The 13279-nt window shown below is 64.8% G+C and carries 17 protein-coding genes; 10 read left to right on the top strand and 7 right to left on the bottom strand.

All coding sequences use genetic code 11. The annotated features are described in order from the left end of the window. The first annotated feature begins 57 nt into the window (after positions 1-57). Together ACYCVF_RS06430 and ACYCVF_RS06425 are read left to right on the top strand one after the other, a co-directional pair. Positions 58-480, top strand: coding sequence for a hypothetical protein (locus ACYCVF_RS06430; RefSeq protein WP_459599876.1), 423 nt, complete (start codon positions 58-60; stop codon positions 478-480). Positions 481-672: 192 nt separating this feature from the next. Further along, positions 673-900: a hypothetical protein gene (locus ACYCVF_RS06425; protein ID WP_459599878.1), complete on the top strand. Its 228-nt coding sequence runs from the start codon at positions 673-675 to the stop codon at positions 898-900. Between the two features lie 152 nt (positions 901-1052). Here ACYCVF_RS06425 and ACYCVF_RS06420 read toward each other — a convergent pair whose 3' ends face one another. From ACYCVF_RS06420 to ACYCVF_RS06410, 3 genes are all read right to left on the bottom strand, one after another. Beyond that, positions 1053-1199 (bottom strand): hypothetical protein, encoded by a 147-nt coding sequence (locus tag ACYCVF_RS06420; RefSeq protein ID WP_459599880.1) that lies wholly within the window; start codon positions 1197-1199, stop codon positions 1053-1055. Positions 1200-1395: 196 nt separating this feature from the next. Then, the gene (locus tag ACYCVF_RS06415) at positions 1396-1878 is read right to left on the bottom strand and encodes a MaoC family dehydratase (protein ID WP_459599882.1); all 483 of its coding nucleotides are present in this window, start codon (positions 1876-1878) and stop codon (positions 1396-1398) included. After that, positions 1878-2330: a MaoC family dehydratase gene (locus ACYCVF_RS06410; RefSeq protein ID WP_459599884.1), complete on the bottom strand. Its 453-nt coding sequence runs from the start codon at positions 2328-2330 to the stop codon at positions 1878-1880. The genes ACYCVF_RS06415 and ACYCVF_RS06410 overlap by 1 nt, the downstream gene beginning before the upstream one ends. 155 nt (positions 2331-2485) lie before the next feature. On the opposite strand from ACYCVF_RS06410, the gene ACYCVF_RS06405 reads away from it, so the two are divergent. Beyond that, entirely contained in the window at positions 2486-2782 is a 297-nt protein-coding gene (locus ACYCVF_RS06405; protein ID WP_061020500.1) for a DUF4282 domain-containing protein, read from the top strand. Positions 2783-2828: 46 nt separating this feature from the next. Here the strand turns inward: ACYCVF_RS06405 and ychF are convergent, their stop codons facing one another. The 4 genes from ychF to ACYCVF_RS06385 form a co-directional block, all read right to left on the bottom strand. Beyond that, positions 2829-3926 carry a redox-regulated ATPase YchF gene (ychF, locus tag ACYCVF_RS06400; protein ID WP_459599886.1) on the bottom strand — a complete coding sequence of 366 codons (1098 nt, stop codon included), beginning with the start codon at positions 3924-3926 and terminating at the stop codon, positions 2829-2831. A 118-nt stretch (positions 3927-4044) separates the two neighbouring features. Next, complete coding sequence (gene pth / locus ACYCVF_RS06395; RefSeq protein ID WP_459599888.1) at positions 4045-4650, bottom strand: aminoacyl-tRNA hydrolase; 606 nt, start codon at positions 4648-4650, stop codon at positions 4045-4047. A 60-nt stretch (positions 4651-4710) separates the two neighbouring features. Then, positions 4711-5427, bottom strand: coding sequence for a 50S ribosomal protein L25/general stress protein Ctc (locus tag ACYCVF_RS06390; protein WP_459599890.1), 717 nt, complete (start codon positions 5425-5427; stop codon positions 4711-4713). A gap of 283 nt (positions 5428-5710) precedes the next feature. Continuing rightward, positions 5711-5962: an accessory factor UbiK family protein gene (locus tag ACYCVF_RS06385; protein WP_212341808.1), complete on the bottom strand. Its 252-nt coding sequence runs from the start codon at positions 5960-5962 to the stop codon at positions 5711-5713. 203 nt (positions 5963-6165) lie between these two features. Here ACYCVF_RS06385 and lgt point away from each other — a divergent pair, with 203 nt between their 5' ends. From lgt to ACYCVF_RS06350, 7 genes are all read left to right on the top strand, one after another. Continuing rightward, positions 6166-7011 carry a prolipoprotein diacylglyceryl transferase gene (gene lgt / locus ACYCVF_RS06380; RefSeq protein ID WP_459599893.1) on the top strand — a complete coding sequence of 282 codons (846 nt, stop codon included), beginning with the start codon at positions 6166-6168 and terminating at the stop codon, positions 7009-7011. A gap of 21 nt (positions 7012-7032) precedes the next feature. Next, a complete protein-coding gene (locus ACYCVF_RS06375) occupies positions 7033-8148 on the top strand; it encodes a class I SAM-dependent methyltransferase (RefSeq protein ID WP_459599895.1) in 1116 nt (371 codons plus the stop codon). Continuing rightward, entirely contained in the window at positions 8148-8915 is a 768-nt protein-coding gene (pgeF, locus tag ACYCVF_RS06370) for a peptidoglycan editing factor PgeF (protein ID WP_459599897.1), read from the top strand. The genes ACYCVF_RS06375 and pgeF overlap by 1 nt, the downstream gene beginning before the upstream one ends. Before the next feature lie 180 nt (positions 8916-9095). After that, on the top strand, positions 9096-9713 hold the full coding sequence (locus ACYCVF_RS06365; protein ID WP_459599899.1) for a hypothetical protein: 618 nt from the start codon (positions 9096-9098) through the stop codon (positions 9711-9713). A gap of 194 nt (positions 9714-9907) precedes the next feature. Beyond that, positions 9908-10861, top strand: coding sequence for a ribose-phosphate pyrophosphokinase (locus ACYCVF_RS06360; RefSeq protein WP_212374359.1), 954 nt, complete (start codon positions 9908-9910; stop codon positions 10859-10861). Between the two features lie 219 nt (positions 10862-11080). After that, positions 11081-12109, top strand: a complete 1029-nt coding sequence (locus tag ACYCVF_RS06355) for a putative zinc-binding metallopeptidase (RefSeq protein WP_061020492.1) — start codon at positions 11081-11083, stop codon at positions 12107-12109. Continuing rightward, on the top strand, positions 12106-13140 hold the full coding sequence (locus ACYCVF_RS06350) for a D-alanine--D-alanine ligase family protein (protein WP_459599901.1): 1035 nt from the start codon (positions 12106-12108) through the stop codon (positions 13138-13140). The genes ACYCVF_RS06355 and ACYCVF_RS06350 overlap by 4 nt, the downstream gene beginning before the upstream one ends. Positions 13141-13279 lie beyond the last annotated feature (139 nt).

Here is a 13279-nt window from a genome sequence, read left to right as displayed (position 1 = left end):
AGACGTCGTCGTGCGGGGGACACTCGCGCTGCGCTCAACGCGAACAGGGGAACAACGATGAACGCCATGCGTCCCGAAAAGATCGAAGCCACCGAGACCGAGACGGTCGAACCCAACCTTGCGGCCGTGACCGAGGTCGAAGCCGGCATCCGCGATTTCGTCCGCAACGACATCGCCTATCTGCGCCGCCCGGCCGCGACGACCACCGACGCGCCGCCGCTCGACCCGAGCGCGGAAGCCACCGTCAACAACGTCAACTCGCTGATCCAGCGCGTCGCCGGCACCTCGCTCGCCGAGATCGAGAACCTGATCTCCGAACTCGAGAGCCTGCGCGACCTGCTCCACGCCGAAGGCCAGCGCGTCCAGCGCGAGATCTCCGGCTACGCCCAGCTCAGCCAGGCCGCGATGAAGTCGACCCGCATGATCGCGGACAACGTCGCGCAGTGGAAGCGCGCCGCCGACGGCCTGCGCAACAGCTGATCGCAAAGCACGGCATCACCAGCCGCCGCGCTCCGGAAGGGGCGCGGCGGTTTTGTTTCTGGGGGTGTGATCGGGACAGCACGCCCTTCGCCCGCGAAGGCGGCGACCCAGTATCTCCGAGACAGTGCAGCAATGCGGCGAGGCCGCGGGCGTACTCGATGCCAAGCCTTCCTATGCGAAGCCTTTGCAGGCATGACAACCGAAGCTTTGAACCCTCCACCCCTCTCCGGCGACCAAAGCCAAGCGCTCATGGCCGCGATGGCCAAGCCCTGGGGACATGTCATGGAAAGCATTCGGCCCGACAACACGGACCCGATATCGCTGCAGCCCGCGCCGAATCAGCTCGGCACGATCATGCTGCGCTTCGTCGGATTGCTGGTGGTTGCGATCGCTGTGCTGGCGTTCGTGTACAGTCGCTGACCGGGGCCGGACGCGCGGCCCCTAAAGCGCGATGCGATTGGGATGTAGCGTCATCGCGGTCTGGATTGTCGTTTCGGCGGATCGTTCCTTAAACCGCTGCGCGCTTTTCCGAATCATGCCTCAGAAATCAACGACCCTTATCGGGCGGATTCTTATCGGGAGGCTTCCATGGTAGAGGCTTCCAGGGTGTAGCCGCCATCGGCATAGCCCTTGACCACCATACCGGCGACCAGCATCACGGCGAGCGTCGCGGTCGCGAAGATGAATCCAACGAATTTGAGTGCGCCGCGGTCTGCCATGGTCCTCGTCCCCTGTCCTCTGCCAGTTCGTTTCAAATAGACAGCGACAGGTTCATAATTAGTTAGCAACTCACTGGTTCCGCCAAACTGCTCGCGGTAACCATGTTGCGCAGGCTTATGGCAGCCGCCCGGAATCGCGTCCATAGCGCGCGGGCAACACTCGCGCACTCATTTCCACGTTCATCCTGGAACAAGTCTAAGCACTGTTCGCGCGCGTCGGCACGAAGGCTGAGGCGGTGATGGAATAGACCTCCTCGCCGCGCTGGTTGGTGCCGGTGGTGCGGGCCGTCAGAATGCCCCAGCCGGGGCGCGAGGCCGACGCACGCTTGTCGACGACGACGTTGACGAAAGCGACGGTGTCGCCGGCGAGCACGGGCTTGATCCAGCGCAGGTCGCGAAAGCCCGGCGACGGTCCCCACACCGCAACCTCCTCGCCGCGCGCTGTGGCTTCCCGCGCCAGACGCTGGCCGTCGGCGACAAGCAGGCTCATGCAGGCCGAGCCGACGTGCCAGCCCGAGGCGGCGAGCCCGCCGAACAGCGATTTCTTGCCCTCCTCCTCATCGAGATGGAAGCGCTGCGGATCGAACTTGGCGGCGAAATTCTTGATGGCATCGGCCGTGAACGTATAGGCACCGATCTCGCGGCGGTGGCCGATCTCGATGTCCTCGAAGAACCGCATCAGACCGCCCCCTCGCGCCGCTTGATCAGGATCGGCGAGGTCATCTCGGCGAGGGACTGTCCCTTGGCGTTGCGCACGGTGCACTTGAACTTGACGATGCCGAGCTCCGGGCGGCTCTTCGAGGTGCGCGCCTCCACGACATCGACGTCGAGCATGAGATCGTCACCGGGCCGCAAGGGCGACAGCCAGCGCACCTCATCGACACCGGGCGAGCCGAGCGATGCGGCGCGCGTGATGAAGCCGTCGGCCATCATCCGCATCATCAGCGAGCAGAGATGCCAGCCCGAGCCGGACAGGCCACGCAGCATGCTCTTCGCCGCCGCCTCTTCGTCCAGATGCATCGGCTGCGGATCGAACTCGGCGGCAAAGGCCAGGATCTCGTCGCGGGTAACGTGGCGCGGGCCGAATGTTCCGAAACGGCCGGGCGGGAAATCTTCGAAGGTCAGGGTCATCTTGGGAAAGCTTTGCGGGATGACAGATTGTGGCCGCACTTTGCAGCAATCACAACCCGCCGGCCCGCATGGCTCGTGCTACATATGGGGTGTCGGCATTGGTCGTGAGTCGGATCAATCGACGGCCGAGGCCTGATTTGCCCCTGGGGAGAGCGATGTTTTCATTCAGCGACCTGTTTCAATGGGACCGCTTCATCACGCCGACGATCATCAAGACCTTCTACTGGCTGGTGATCGCGCTGATCTGCCTGTTCGGCCTCTCCGGCATCTTCTCGGGCCTGGCTGCGATGGCGATCAGCCCGTTCGGCGGCTTCCTGGTGCTGCTGTCGTCGATCGCCAGCGTCATCGTCGGCATCGTGTTCTCGCGCATCATCGCCGAGCTGATCCTGATCGTCTTCCGCATCAACGAGCATCTCGGCGCAATCCGGGATCAGGGCGGCGGAATGCGGTAGCCCCGTCACTCCGGGCTCGCGCTTCGCGCGCCCCGGAATGACAGTCCTACGTATTGAACCTGAAATGCATCACGTCGCCGTCGGCGACGACGTATTCCTTGCCTTCGAGGCGCAGCTTGCCGGCATCGCGGGCGCCGGCTTCGCCGCCCAGCGCGACGTAGTCCTCATACGCGATGGTCTCGGCCCGGATGAAGCCTTTCTCGAAATCGGTGTGGATCACGCCGGCCGCCGCCGGCGCCTTGGTGCCGCGATGGATGGTCCAGGCCCGCGCTTCCTTCGGACCCACCGTGAAATAGGTGATGAGGTCGAGCAGCGTGTAGCCGGCGCGGATCAGGCGGTCGAGGCCGGCTTCTTCAAGGCCCAGCGTCTCCAGGAAGTCCGCACGCTCCTCGCGCGAAATGGTGGCGATCTCGGATTCGATCTTTGCCGAGATGACGACGGCGACCGCGCCTTCCTTTGCCGCCTGCTCCTCGACTGCCTTGGAGAAGGCATTGCCCGTGGCGGCCGAACCTTCCTCGACGTTGCAGACATAGAGCACGGGCTTGGACGAGAGCAGCCCCAGCATGGAGAACGCGCGCTCCTCCTCGGCCTTGCGCTCGACGAGGCGCGCGGGCTTGCCGTCGCGCAGCAGCACCAGGGTCCGGTTGACGAGGTCGAGCTGCTCCTTGGCGTCCTTGTCGTTGCCCTTGGCCTTCTTGGCGAGATTGTCGACGCGCTTCTCGAGGCTGTCGAGATCGGCGAGCATCAGCTCGGTCTCGATGGTCTCGATGTCGGCGAGCGGGGCGATCTTGCCTTCGACATGGGTGATGTCGGAGTCCTCGAAGCAGCGCACCACATGCGCGATGGCGTCGACCTCGCGGATATTGGCGAGGAACTGGTTGCCGAGGCCCTCGCCCTTGGAAGCGCCGCGCACGAGGCCCGCGATGTCGACGAAGGTCAGCCGCGTCGGGATGATCTGGCCCGACTTGGAGATGGCCGCGAGCTTCTCCAGCCGCGGATCGGGCACGGCGACCTCGCCGACATTCGGCTCGATGGTGCAGAACGGATAGTTCGCGGCCTGCGCCGCGGCCGTTTCGGTCAGCGCATTGAACAAGGTCGACTTGCCGACATTGGGCAATCCGACGATCCCGCATTTGAATCCCATGGTATCCTCTATCCGTATTCGTCATGGCCGGCACGTCCCGGCCATCCACGCCTTGACGCGCGGAAGGAAGAACGTGGATGCCCGGAACAAGTCCGGGCATGACGGAGACACGGCGCCCCTATTCCTTGCCGTTGTCGTCCTTGGTCAAAAATCCCTTCGCCTGCATGGCCAGATGCACCCTGTTGGCGAAGGTCGCGTCCGTGCCCTTGGCGAGCAGCGCGGCGTGCTCGGCGACCGCCTCGCACAGCGTCGCCACCCACTCGTTGTCGGCCTTGGCGAAGTCCGACAGCACGTGGCCGTGCACCAGTTCCTTGACGCCGGGATGACCGATGCCGAGCCGCACCCGGCGGTAGTCGTTGCCGATATGCGCCGAGATCGAGCGCAGGCCGTTGTGGCCGGCGATGCCGCCGCCGATCTTCACCCGCACCTTGCCCGGCGGCAGCTCGAGCTCGTCGTGAAACACGGTGACGTCGCCTGGCGCGATCTTGAAGAAGCCTGCCGCCTCCTGAACGCTGCGGCCGGACTCGTTCATGTAGGTCGTGGGCTTGAGCAGGATCACGCGCTCGGATCCGAGCGTGCCTTCCGAAGTCTCGCCCTGAAAGCGGCGGCGCCATGGTGCGAAACCATGACGCCGCGCGATCTCGTCGACGGTCATGAAGCCGATATTGTGCCGGTTACGTGCGTATTTCGCGCCGGGATTGCCGAGCCCAACAAAGAGTCGCATGACGCGGCGCGCCCCTCGCTCGGCGCGCGGATCACAGGACCGCGCGCCAGCTTTGAGAGATTACTTCTTCTTGTCGCCGCCGGCAGGCGCCTTGGCAGCAGCCGGAGCAGCCGCAGCCGGAGCAGCCGCACCAGCCGCCGGAGCAGCCGCAGCGCCCGGTGCAGCGCCACCGGCAGCCGCCGCAGCTGCGGCCTTCTGCTCTTCGGCGTAGCCGGACGGCGGCACGATGGTGACGAGGGTGGCGTCCTCCCGGGTCAGCGCCTTCACGCCGGCCGGCAACTTGACGTCCGACAGATGCAGCGAGTGACCGATTTCGAGCGAGCCGACATCGGCCTCGATGTATTGCGGGATGCTCTCGACACCGCATTCGAGCTCGATCGCATGGGCAACGATGTTGACGGTGCCGCCGCGCTTCACGCCCGGCGACGCCTCCGACTTCACGACATGCAAGGGAACGCTGATGCGGATGGTGGCGCCTTCACCGAGCCGCATGAAGTCGACATGGATCGGGAAGTCCTTGACCGGATCGAGATGATAGTCGCGCGGAATGACGCGGTGCTTCTTGCCCTCGAGATCGATGTCGACCAGCGTGGTCAGGAACCGGCCGGCGAGGATGCGCTGGCGCAGCTCACGATCTTCAATCGAGATCGTCAGCGGGGGCTGGTTGTTGCCGTAGATCACTCCGGGCACTCTGCCGGCGCGACGCTCAGCCCGGGCGGCCCCCTTGCCGCTCTTCGGACGTGCGGTCGCCTTCAATTCCTTGACGGTCGTCGCCATGTCGTTAAGTCCTTGTTTTTGCAAAAGTTAATGGGCCGCAAGGCGGCCCATGGTGCCGTCCACAGCAAGCCTCCAGGGGTGCGGGGGCCGCGGACGTGGCGGGCTTTTAGCCGGAAGATGCGGAAATGACAAGGAGAATGGGCTGCCGGAAGGCACCCGATTTGCCGTCATTTCCGGGGCGGTCGCGACAGCGACCGAACTATGGCGCGCAATTGCGCGCCTGAGAATCGCGAGATTCCGGGTTCGATGCTGCCGCATCGCACCGGAATGACGCCGAGGAAACTTACGCGCCGAGCTTGGCCTCCAGCGCCGCAATGCGCGCCTTCAGGGCCTCGTTCTCCTCGCGGGCGAGGCGGGCCATGTCCTTGACCGCTTCGAACTCCTCGCGCTTGACCAGATCCATGTCGCGCAGGAATTTTTCGGCCTGGGTGCGCATCACCGTGTCGAACTCGCGCTTGACGCCCTGGGCGGCACCGGCGGCGTCGTTCATCAGGCGGCCGATCTCATCGAAAAACCGGTTGCTGGTCTGGGTCATTTCGATCTCCGAAATAAACTTTGCGCGAACTCTCGCAAAGACAATGGCAATCCGGATCGAACGGTTCAAGGGCCCATTGCTGGTATCCTTGTCATGAACCGGTTTCCTTGCAATCGTATTCAACGTGCCTGCATAAGAAGAATCACGCGGCGTCCGCTGCTGGTGCTCCGTCGCCGCAATCTCGTCCAGACATAGAAGGCGCGATGCCCTTTCTGCTGATCGACTTTCCCGCCTTCAAGCCGATCGCGATCGAGATCGGTCCGTTCGCGATCCGCTGGTATGCGCTGGCCTATATTTGCGGCATCGTGTTCGGCTGGCTCTATGCGCGCTCGCTCCTGAAGAACCAGCGCCTGTGGGGCGGACCGGCGCCGATCTCGCTGGTGCAGGTCGACGACTTCATCCTCTGGGTCACGCTCGGCATCATCCTCGGCGGCCGCACCGGCTACGTGCTGTTCTACAATCTGCCGTTCTTCATCGAGCATCCCGCCGCGATCTTCAGATTGTGGGAGGGCGGCATGTCCTTCCATGGCGGCTTCCTCGGCTGCGTCGTCGCGGTGATGTGGTTCGCCTATCGCAACGGCATCTCGATCCTGTCGCTCGGCGACATCACCACCGCCGTCGCCCCGGTCGGGTTGCTGCTCGGGCGCATTGCCAATTTCATCAATGGCGAATTGTGGGGCCGCGCCACCGACCCGAGCCTGCCCTGGGCCATAATCTTCCCCAACGACCCGACGCAACTGCCGCGTCATCCGAGCCAGCTCTATGAGGCCGGCATGGAGGGCATCCTGCTCTTCGCGGTGCTCGCGGTGATGATCCGCCTCGGCGCCTTGAAGCGGCCCGGCATGATCCTCGGCGCCTTCATCCTGATCTATGGCCTGAGCCGGATCGCCGGCGAACATTTCCGCGAGCCGGATGCGCAGCTCGGTTTCCTCTGGGGCGGATTAACCATGGGCATGCTGTTGTCGATCCCGATGCTTATCGTAGGCCTCATACTTATTGTATGGGCAGTCAGGCGCGGTGCGCCGAAGCCCCTCGAGGCTATTCGTTAATTCAGTTCGAGAAGATGGACAGTGAGCGACTCGCCGCTACTCAACGAGATCAAGGCGCTGATCAAGTCCGCAGGCCCGATGCCGGTCTGGCGGTACATGGAACTGTGCCTGATGCATCCGCGCTATGGCTATTACGTCTCGCGCGATCCGCTCGGGCGCGAGGGCGACTTCACCACGGCGCCCGAGGTCAGCCAGATGTTCGGCGAACTGCTGGGACTGTGGACCGCCTCGGTCTGGAAGCAGATGGGCTCGCCGCAATTCTTGCGGCTGATCGAGCTGGGTCCCGGCCGCGGCACCATGATGGCGGATGCGCTGCGCGCACTCCGCGTGCTGCCGCCGCTCTACCAGGCGCTCCACATCCATCTGGTCGAGGTCAATCCCGTCTTGCGTGAGCGGCAGAGTGCGACGCTCTCCAACGTGCGCAACATCGCCTGGCACGACAGCATCGACGACGTGCCGGAAGGCCCCGGCATCATTCTCGCCAACGAATATTTCGACGTGCTGCCGATCCACCAGATGATCCGCCACGAGACCGGCTGGCACGAGCGCGTGATCGAGATCGATCCCAACGGAAGGCTCCAGTTCGGCGCAGCGCCCGAGCCGACGCCACGCTTCGACGTGCTGCTGCCCTCTTTGGTACGCGCCGCGCCCATCGGCGCCGTGTTCGAATGGCGACCCGATACCGAAATCATGAAGCTCGCCACGCGCGTGCGCGACCAGGACGGCGCAGCGCTCATCATCGACTACGGCCATCTGCGCAGCGATGCCGGCGACACCTTCCAGGCCATCGCACGCCACACCTTCGCCGATCCCTTGAAGGCGCCGGGCCAGGCCGACGTCACCGCCCATGTGGACTTCCAGGCGCTGGCGCGCGCGGCCGAGGACGTCGGCGCCCGCGTGCATGGTCCGGTGACGCAAGGCGACTTCCTCAAGCGTATCGGCATCGACACCCGCGCCGCGGCCCTGATGCAGAAGGCGGCGCCGGACGTCGCCACCGACATTTCCGTGGCGCACAAGCGCCTGACCGATACCGGGCGCGGCGGCATGGGTTCGATGTTCAAGGTGCTCGGCATCTCCGAGCCGCGGCTATCGGGCCTTGCCGGCTTCAGCGATCCCGAACAGTCTGGAGAGACCTGATGACGCTTGCTTCGTCGCTGCTGTCGTCCGTGCCCGGCCTGCGCCATGCCTTCTTCACCCGCGAGGGCGGCGTCTCCGGCGGCATCTATTCGGCGCTGAATGGCGGGCTCGGGTCCAACGACGATCAGGCGCTCGTCGCGGAGAACCGCCGCCGGATGGCCGAGCATGTCGGCGTCGCGCCGGAGCGCTTCCTGAGCCTGCACCAGATCCATTCGCCCGACGTGCTCGTCGCCGATGCGTCCTGGCCGAGCGGACCGCGGCCAAGGGGCGACGCGCTCGTCACCAACAAACCCGGCATTGCGCTTGGCGTCTCCACCGCCGATTGCGGACCGGTGCTGTTCGTCGATCCCAACGCCGGCGTGATCGGCGGCGCGCATGCCGGCTGGAAGGGCGCGCTGACGGGCGTGCTCGAAGCGACCATCTCGGCGATGGAAAATCTCGGCGCCACCCGTGGCGGCATCATCGCCGCAATCGGCCCGCTGATCCGCCAGGAGAGCTATGAGGTCGGCAACGAGTTCGTGACGCGTTTCATCGAGGCCGACGCCGAGAATGCCGTGTTCTTCATCCCGTCCGTGCGCGAGGGCCACGCGATGTTCGATCTCGCCGGCTTCATCCGCAAGCGGCTGGAAGCTGCCGGAATCCTGATGATCGACGATCTCGGGCTCGACACCTATGCCGACGAGCGCTTCTTCAGTTACCGCCGCTCCGTGCATCGCAAAGAGCCGGATTACGGCCGGCATGTTCACGCCATCGCGCTGGAAGCGTGAACAACACAGTCTCGTGTCCCGGACGCAGCACAACGGCACCATGCGCCGCAGCGCGTCCAGGATGCGCAATCTCGGGGTGGCTCAAGCCCAAGTGACAACACGAGAAATCCGTGTATTCCCGGTGTGTGTCGCCGCTGCCCTAGACGTTAATCGATTTTAACGATATCGCTGCCCTCCATAATGAGGGACGCGTCATCATTTCTGCGCCGCGCGGGTTCGCGCGTGCTGGCAGTCATGCTGCTGGCGGCTGCGACCGCGCTCGGCGGCTGTGCCGGCGGCGGCGGCAATGCCGCCAACTCCTATGCGATGGCGCCGAGCGTCGGCGGCGGGTCGACCGTGGCGTTCGAATCCATCGACGGACCGCCGCCCCAGGTGTTCGACCGCATGGTCGGCGTGCTCGACAGCGAATCCAAGTTGCGCAGCCTGTCCGTCGTTTCCCGCGAGGGCACAGCCGCCTACCGCGTGCGCAGCTACCTCTCGGCCCAGGTGGTGCGCGGCAAGACCGTCATCGCCTGGGTCTGGGACGTCTATGACGCCAACCAGCAGCGGGCGCTGCGCCTCTCCGGCGAGGAACCGACCTCGGCCAAGGGCGGCCGCGACGCATGGGCGGCTGCCGACGATCTCGTGTTGCGGAAGATCGCCCAGGCCGGATTCAGCGGACTTTCCAACATGATCAACGGCGCGCCGGATACGCCGAGCGCCGCTCCGGGCCTGCGCGGACCGGCAGTGGCAAGCATGAGCCCGGTCGCGCCCGTGCCTGAGATGCCCGCCTCGGCCCTCGGCTACGCCGACCGATAACCCCCGTTAAACCACGGTCTCAAGTTGCGGCCAAGCCGTTGGCCCGACTCAGGATTATCGAAGGGAAAACGTAGCATGCCGGGTTGCCATTGCGGCCTCTCGCCTGATATTTCCTCGCCCGTCGTAACCGTGCTGCCAGTGGGTATTTTCTGATGTTGAACGTCGTATCCAGCAAAGCGCGGGAGGAAGCGTCCATGTCGGCCAAGAACGGCTCCATCAAGCTCGTCGCCGGCAACTCCAATCCGGCCCTCGCGCAGGCCATCGCGCAGGGCCTCGACCTGCCGCTGACCAAGGCGGTGGTGCGGCGCTTCGCCGACATGGAGATCTTCGTCGAGATCCAGGAGAACGTCCGCGGCTCGGATGCCTTCATCATCCAGTCGACCTCGTTCCCGGCAAACGACCATCTGATGGAGCTCCTGATCATCACCGACGCGCTGCGGCGCTCCTCGGCGCGCCGCATCACCGCGGTGCTGCCCTATTTCGGCTATGCAAGACAGGACCGCAAATCGGGCTCACGCACGCCGATCTCGGCCAAACTGGTCGCCAACCTGATCACGCAGGCCGGCGTCGATCGCGTCATGACGCTCGACCTGCATGCCGGCCAGATCCAGGGCTTCTTCGACATCCCGACCGACAATCTCTACGCGGCGCCGCTGATGGTGCGCGACATCAAGGAGCGGTTCGACCTCTCCAAGGTGATGGTGATCTCGCCGGACGTCGGCGGCGTGGCGCGTGCGCGCGGCCTCGCCAAGCGCATCAACACCCCGCTCGCGATCGTCGACAAGCGGCGCGAGCGTCCCGGCGAGTCCGAGGTCATGAACGTGATCGGCGACGTCGCCGGCTACACCTGTATCCTGGTCGACGACATCGTCGACTCCGGCGGCACGCTGGTGAATGCGGCCGATGCGCTGATCGCCAAGGGGGCCAAGGACGTCTACGCCTACATCACCCATGGCGTACTTTCCGGCGGCGCAGCCGCGCGCATCTCCGGCTCGAAGCTGAAGGAGCTGGTGATCACCGACTCGATCCTGCCGACGGATGCGGTGACCAAGGCTCCGAACATCCGCACGCTACCGATCGCCAGCCTGATCTCCGACGCGATCGCGCGCACGGCGGCCGAAGAGTCGGTCTCGAGCCTGTTCGACTGATTTTCTACAGTCGTCATTCCGGGGCGCCTCGGAGAGGCGAACCCGGAATCCATCTTCCAGCAATCCGTGAGATCAATGGATTCCGGGCTCGTGCTACGCACGCCCCGGAATGACCACCATCTACGCGGTGCCTGCCGCGACCCGACCGCGCGGGTTGTTGCCAACGGCAGCCCATGACATCATCCGGTGACCGAGTCATCTCTGCCCACTGGATGCCTGATGCCCCGCCGGAAATTTGCCTGGGAGAAGCTGTCGGACGACGCCTTGCTCAAGCAGCGTCTCTCCAGCCTGAGGGTTACGGTCGAAGGCACCTGGCTCGAGGACTGCGTCAGCACGCTGCACGAGGAACTCGAAGAACGCGGCATTCGGCTGCGGCCGCACACCTGGATCTCGAGCGAATGGTTCAGTCCGGGCGACGTCCCCGGCATCGCCATACCCTTCTATCTCGCCCATCCGCGCCTGATGAAGCTCGAGAAGAAGATGATGTTCGACGTCGAGGGCGGGACCTGGCGCGAATGCATGGCCATCCTCCGTCACGAAGCCGGCCATGCCCTGCAGCACGGCTACCAGCTGCAGCGCCGACGGCGCTGGCAGCAGCTGTTCGGCCCGTCATCGAAACACTACCCTCGCTACTATCGGCCCAATCCCGCGAGCAGGCGATACGTCCAGCATCTCCGGCTGTGGTACGCGCAGAGCCATCCGGACGAGGATTTCGCCGAAACCTTCGCGGTGTGGCTGCGGCCGCGCTCGAACTGGCGGACGCGATATGCCGGCTGGCCGGCGCTGAAGAAGCTCGAATATGTCGACGAGCTGATGAGCGAGATTGCGGGAAAGCGGCCGCAGATCACGACGCGGGAGCGCGTCGACCCGCTGAGCCGGCTCAGCCAGACGCTCGAAGACCACTACAAGAAGAAGCAGGCGTTCTACGCCTTCACGCCGCCGAAAACCTACGACCGCGACCTCTCCCGGCTGTTTTCAGCCGACCCACGCCATCACCGCTCGAAGCCGGCTTCGGCCCTGATCAGGCGGCACCGCGCCCACATCAGGCAACTGGTCGCGCGCTGGACGGGCGAGAACCAGCTCACGCTCGATGCCGTGCTCGACGAGATGATCTCCCGCTGCCGCGAGCTCGACCTGCGCGCCGTCGGCCCTGAACAGAAGCTCGTTCTCGACTTCACCGTCCTCGTGACCGCCAAGACGATGCACACGATGTTCGGCCCGTCCCGGCGCAAATGGATCGCGCTATGAGACGCCTTCGCATTCTGGTCCTCATGCATCCGGACTTCCTGCCCCCGGACTCCTCCGACGGATACACCGCGCAGGAAATCAACAATTGGAAAACGGAATACGACGTCGTCAGCACCTTGCGTGCGGCCGGCCACGACGTCCGCGCGCTCGGCGCGCAGGAGGAGATCAAGCCGGTGCGCGAGGCGATCGAGGAGTTCAAGCCGCACGTGGTCTTCACGCTGCTGGAGGAATTCCACAACAACGTCGCCTACGACCAGCATATCGCCAGCTATCTCGAACTGATGAAGGTGCCCTATACCGGCTGCAACCCGCGCGGCCTGATCCTGGCGCGCGGCAAGGACCTGTCAAAGACGCTGGTGCATCACCGGCGCATCGCGGTGCCGGCCTTCGCCGTTTTCCCGATGCGACGCAAGGTCAAGCGGCCGAAGCATCTTGCGCTGCCGCTGATCGTCAAGAGCCTGAACATGGATGGATCTGCCGGCATTTCCCAGGCCTCGATCGTCGACACCGACGAAAAGCTCGCGGAGCGCGTCGCCTTCATCCATGATCGGAGCGAAACCGCCGCCATCGCCGAGCAATTCATCGAGGGGCGCGAGCTTTATGTCGGCGTGATCGGCAACAATCGCCTGCGCGTCCTGCCGGTCTGGGAACTGAAATTCGGCAGCATGGGCGGGCGCAGGTCTCGGCACATCGCCACGGAGAAGGCCAAGCACGACACCGACTATCAGGAGAAGGTCGGCATCGTCGACGGGCCGGCGAAAGACCTCACGCCCGAAGTTACCGCACGCATCCAGCGCGCCGCGAAGCGCATCTATCGGGCGCTTGGCCTCGACGGCTACGCGCGCATCGACTTTCGTCTCACCGCCGACGGCATGCCGTATTTCATCGAGGCGAATCCCAACCCCGAGATCGCGAAAAGCCAGGAATTCGCCACGGCGGCCCAGCATGCCGGGCTCGAATACCCGGACCTCCTGCACCGCATCCTGGCCCTCGGGATCAGCCGGGCCAAGGCGGGTGTATCGTTGGGCTGACGACGGCCGCCGGAGAGTCGGCTTCGAGCCTGTTCGACTGATTTTTCATCGTCATTCCGGGGCGGCGCGTCAGCGCCGAACTCAGGTGCGCGGTTGCGCACCTGAGAACTTCGAGATTCCGGGTTCTCGCTTCGCGAGC

It is taken from the genome of Bradyrhizobium cedriense (assembly GCF_054602315.1).
The sequence above is the reverse complement of the archived record's forward strand: the minus strand, read 5'-3'. Positions and strand labels throughout refer to the sequence as shown.

Coding starts and splice junctions, on each gene's coding strand:
- ACYCVF_RS06365 (WP_459599899.1), top strand. CDS start 9,096: ATGAGGGACGCGTCATCATTTCTGCGCCGCGCGGGTTCGCGCGTGCTG.
- ACYCVF_RS06425 (WP_459599878.1), top strand. CDS start 673: ATGACAACCGAAGCTTTGAACCCTCCACCCCTCTCCGGCGACCAAAGC.
- pth (WP_459599888.1), bottom strand. CDS start 4,650: ATGCGACTCTTTGTTGGGCTCGGCAATCCCGGCGCGAAATACGCACGT.
- ACYCVF_RS06410 (WP_459599884.1), bottom strand. CDS start 2,330: ATGACCCTGACCTTCGAAGATTTCCCGCCCGGCCGTTTCGGAACATTC.
- ACYCVF_RS06415 (WP_459599882.1), bottom strand. CDS start 1,878: ATGCGGTTCTTCGAGGACATCGAGATCGGCCACCGCCGCGAGATCGGT.
- ACYCVF_RS06385 (WP_212341808.1), bottom strand. CDS start 5,962: ATGACCCAGACCAGCAACCGGTTTTTCGATGAGATCGGCCGCCTGATG.
- pgeF (WP_459599897.1), top strand. CDS start 8,148: ATGACGCTTGCTTCGTCGCTGCTGTCGTCCGTGCCCGGCCTGCGCCAT.
- ACYCVF_RS06350 (WP_459599901.1), top strand. CDS start 12,106: ATGAGACGCCTTCGCATTCTGGTCCTCATGCATCCGGACTTCCTGCCC.
- lgt (WP_459599893.1), top strand. CDS start 6,166: ATGCCCTTTCTGCTGATCGACTTTCCCGCCTTCAAGCCGATCGCGATC.
- ACYCVF_RS06420 (WP_459599880.1), bottom strand. CDS start 1,199: ATGGCAGACCGCGGCGCACTCAAATTCGTTGGATTCATCTTCGCGACC.
- ACYCVF_RS06355 (WP_061020492.1), top strand. CDS start 11,081: ATGCCCCGCCGGAAATTTGCCTGGGAGAAGCTGTCGGACGACGCCTTG.
- ACYCVF_RS06390 (WP_459599890.1), bottom strand. CDS start 5,427: ATGGCGACGACCGTCAAGGAATTGAAGGCGACCGCACGTCCGAAGAGC.
- ACYCVF_RS06360 (WP_212374359.1), top strand. CDS start 9,908: ATGTCGGCCAAGAACGGCTCCATCAAGCTCGTCGCCGGCAACTCCAAT.
- ACYCVF_RS06405 (WP_061020500.1), top strand. CDS start 2,486: ATGTTTTCATTCAGCGACCTGTTTCAATGGGACCGCTTCATCACGCCG.
- ychF (WP_459599886.1), bottom strand. CDS start 3,926: ATGGGATTCAAATGCGGGATCGTCGGATTGCCCAATGTCGGCAAGTCG.
- ACYCVF_RS06430 (WP_459599876.1), top strand. CDS start 58: ATGAACGCCATGCGTCCCGAAAAGATCGAAGCCACCGAGACCGAGACG.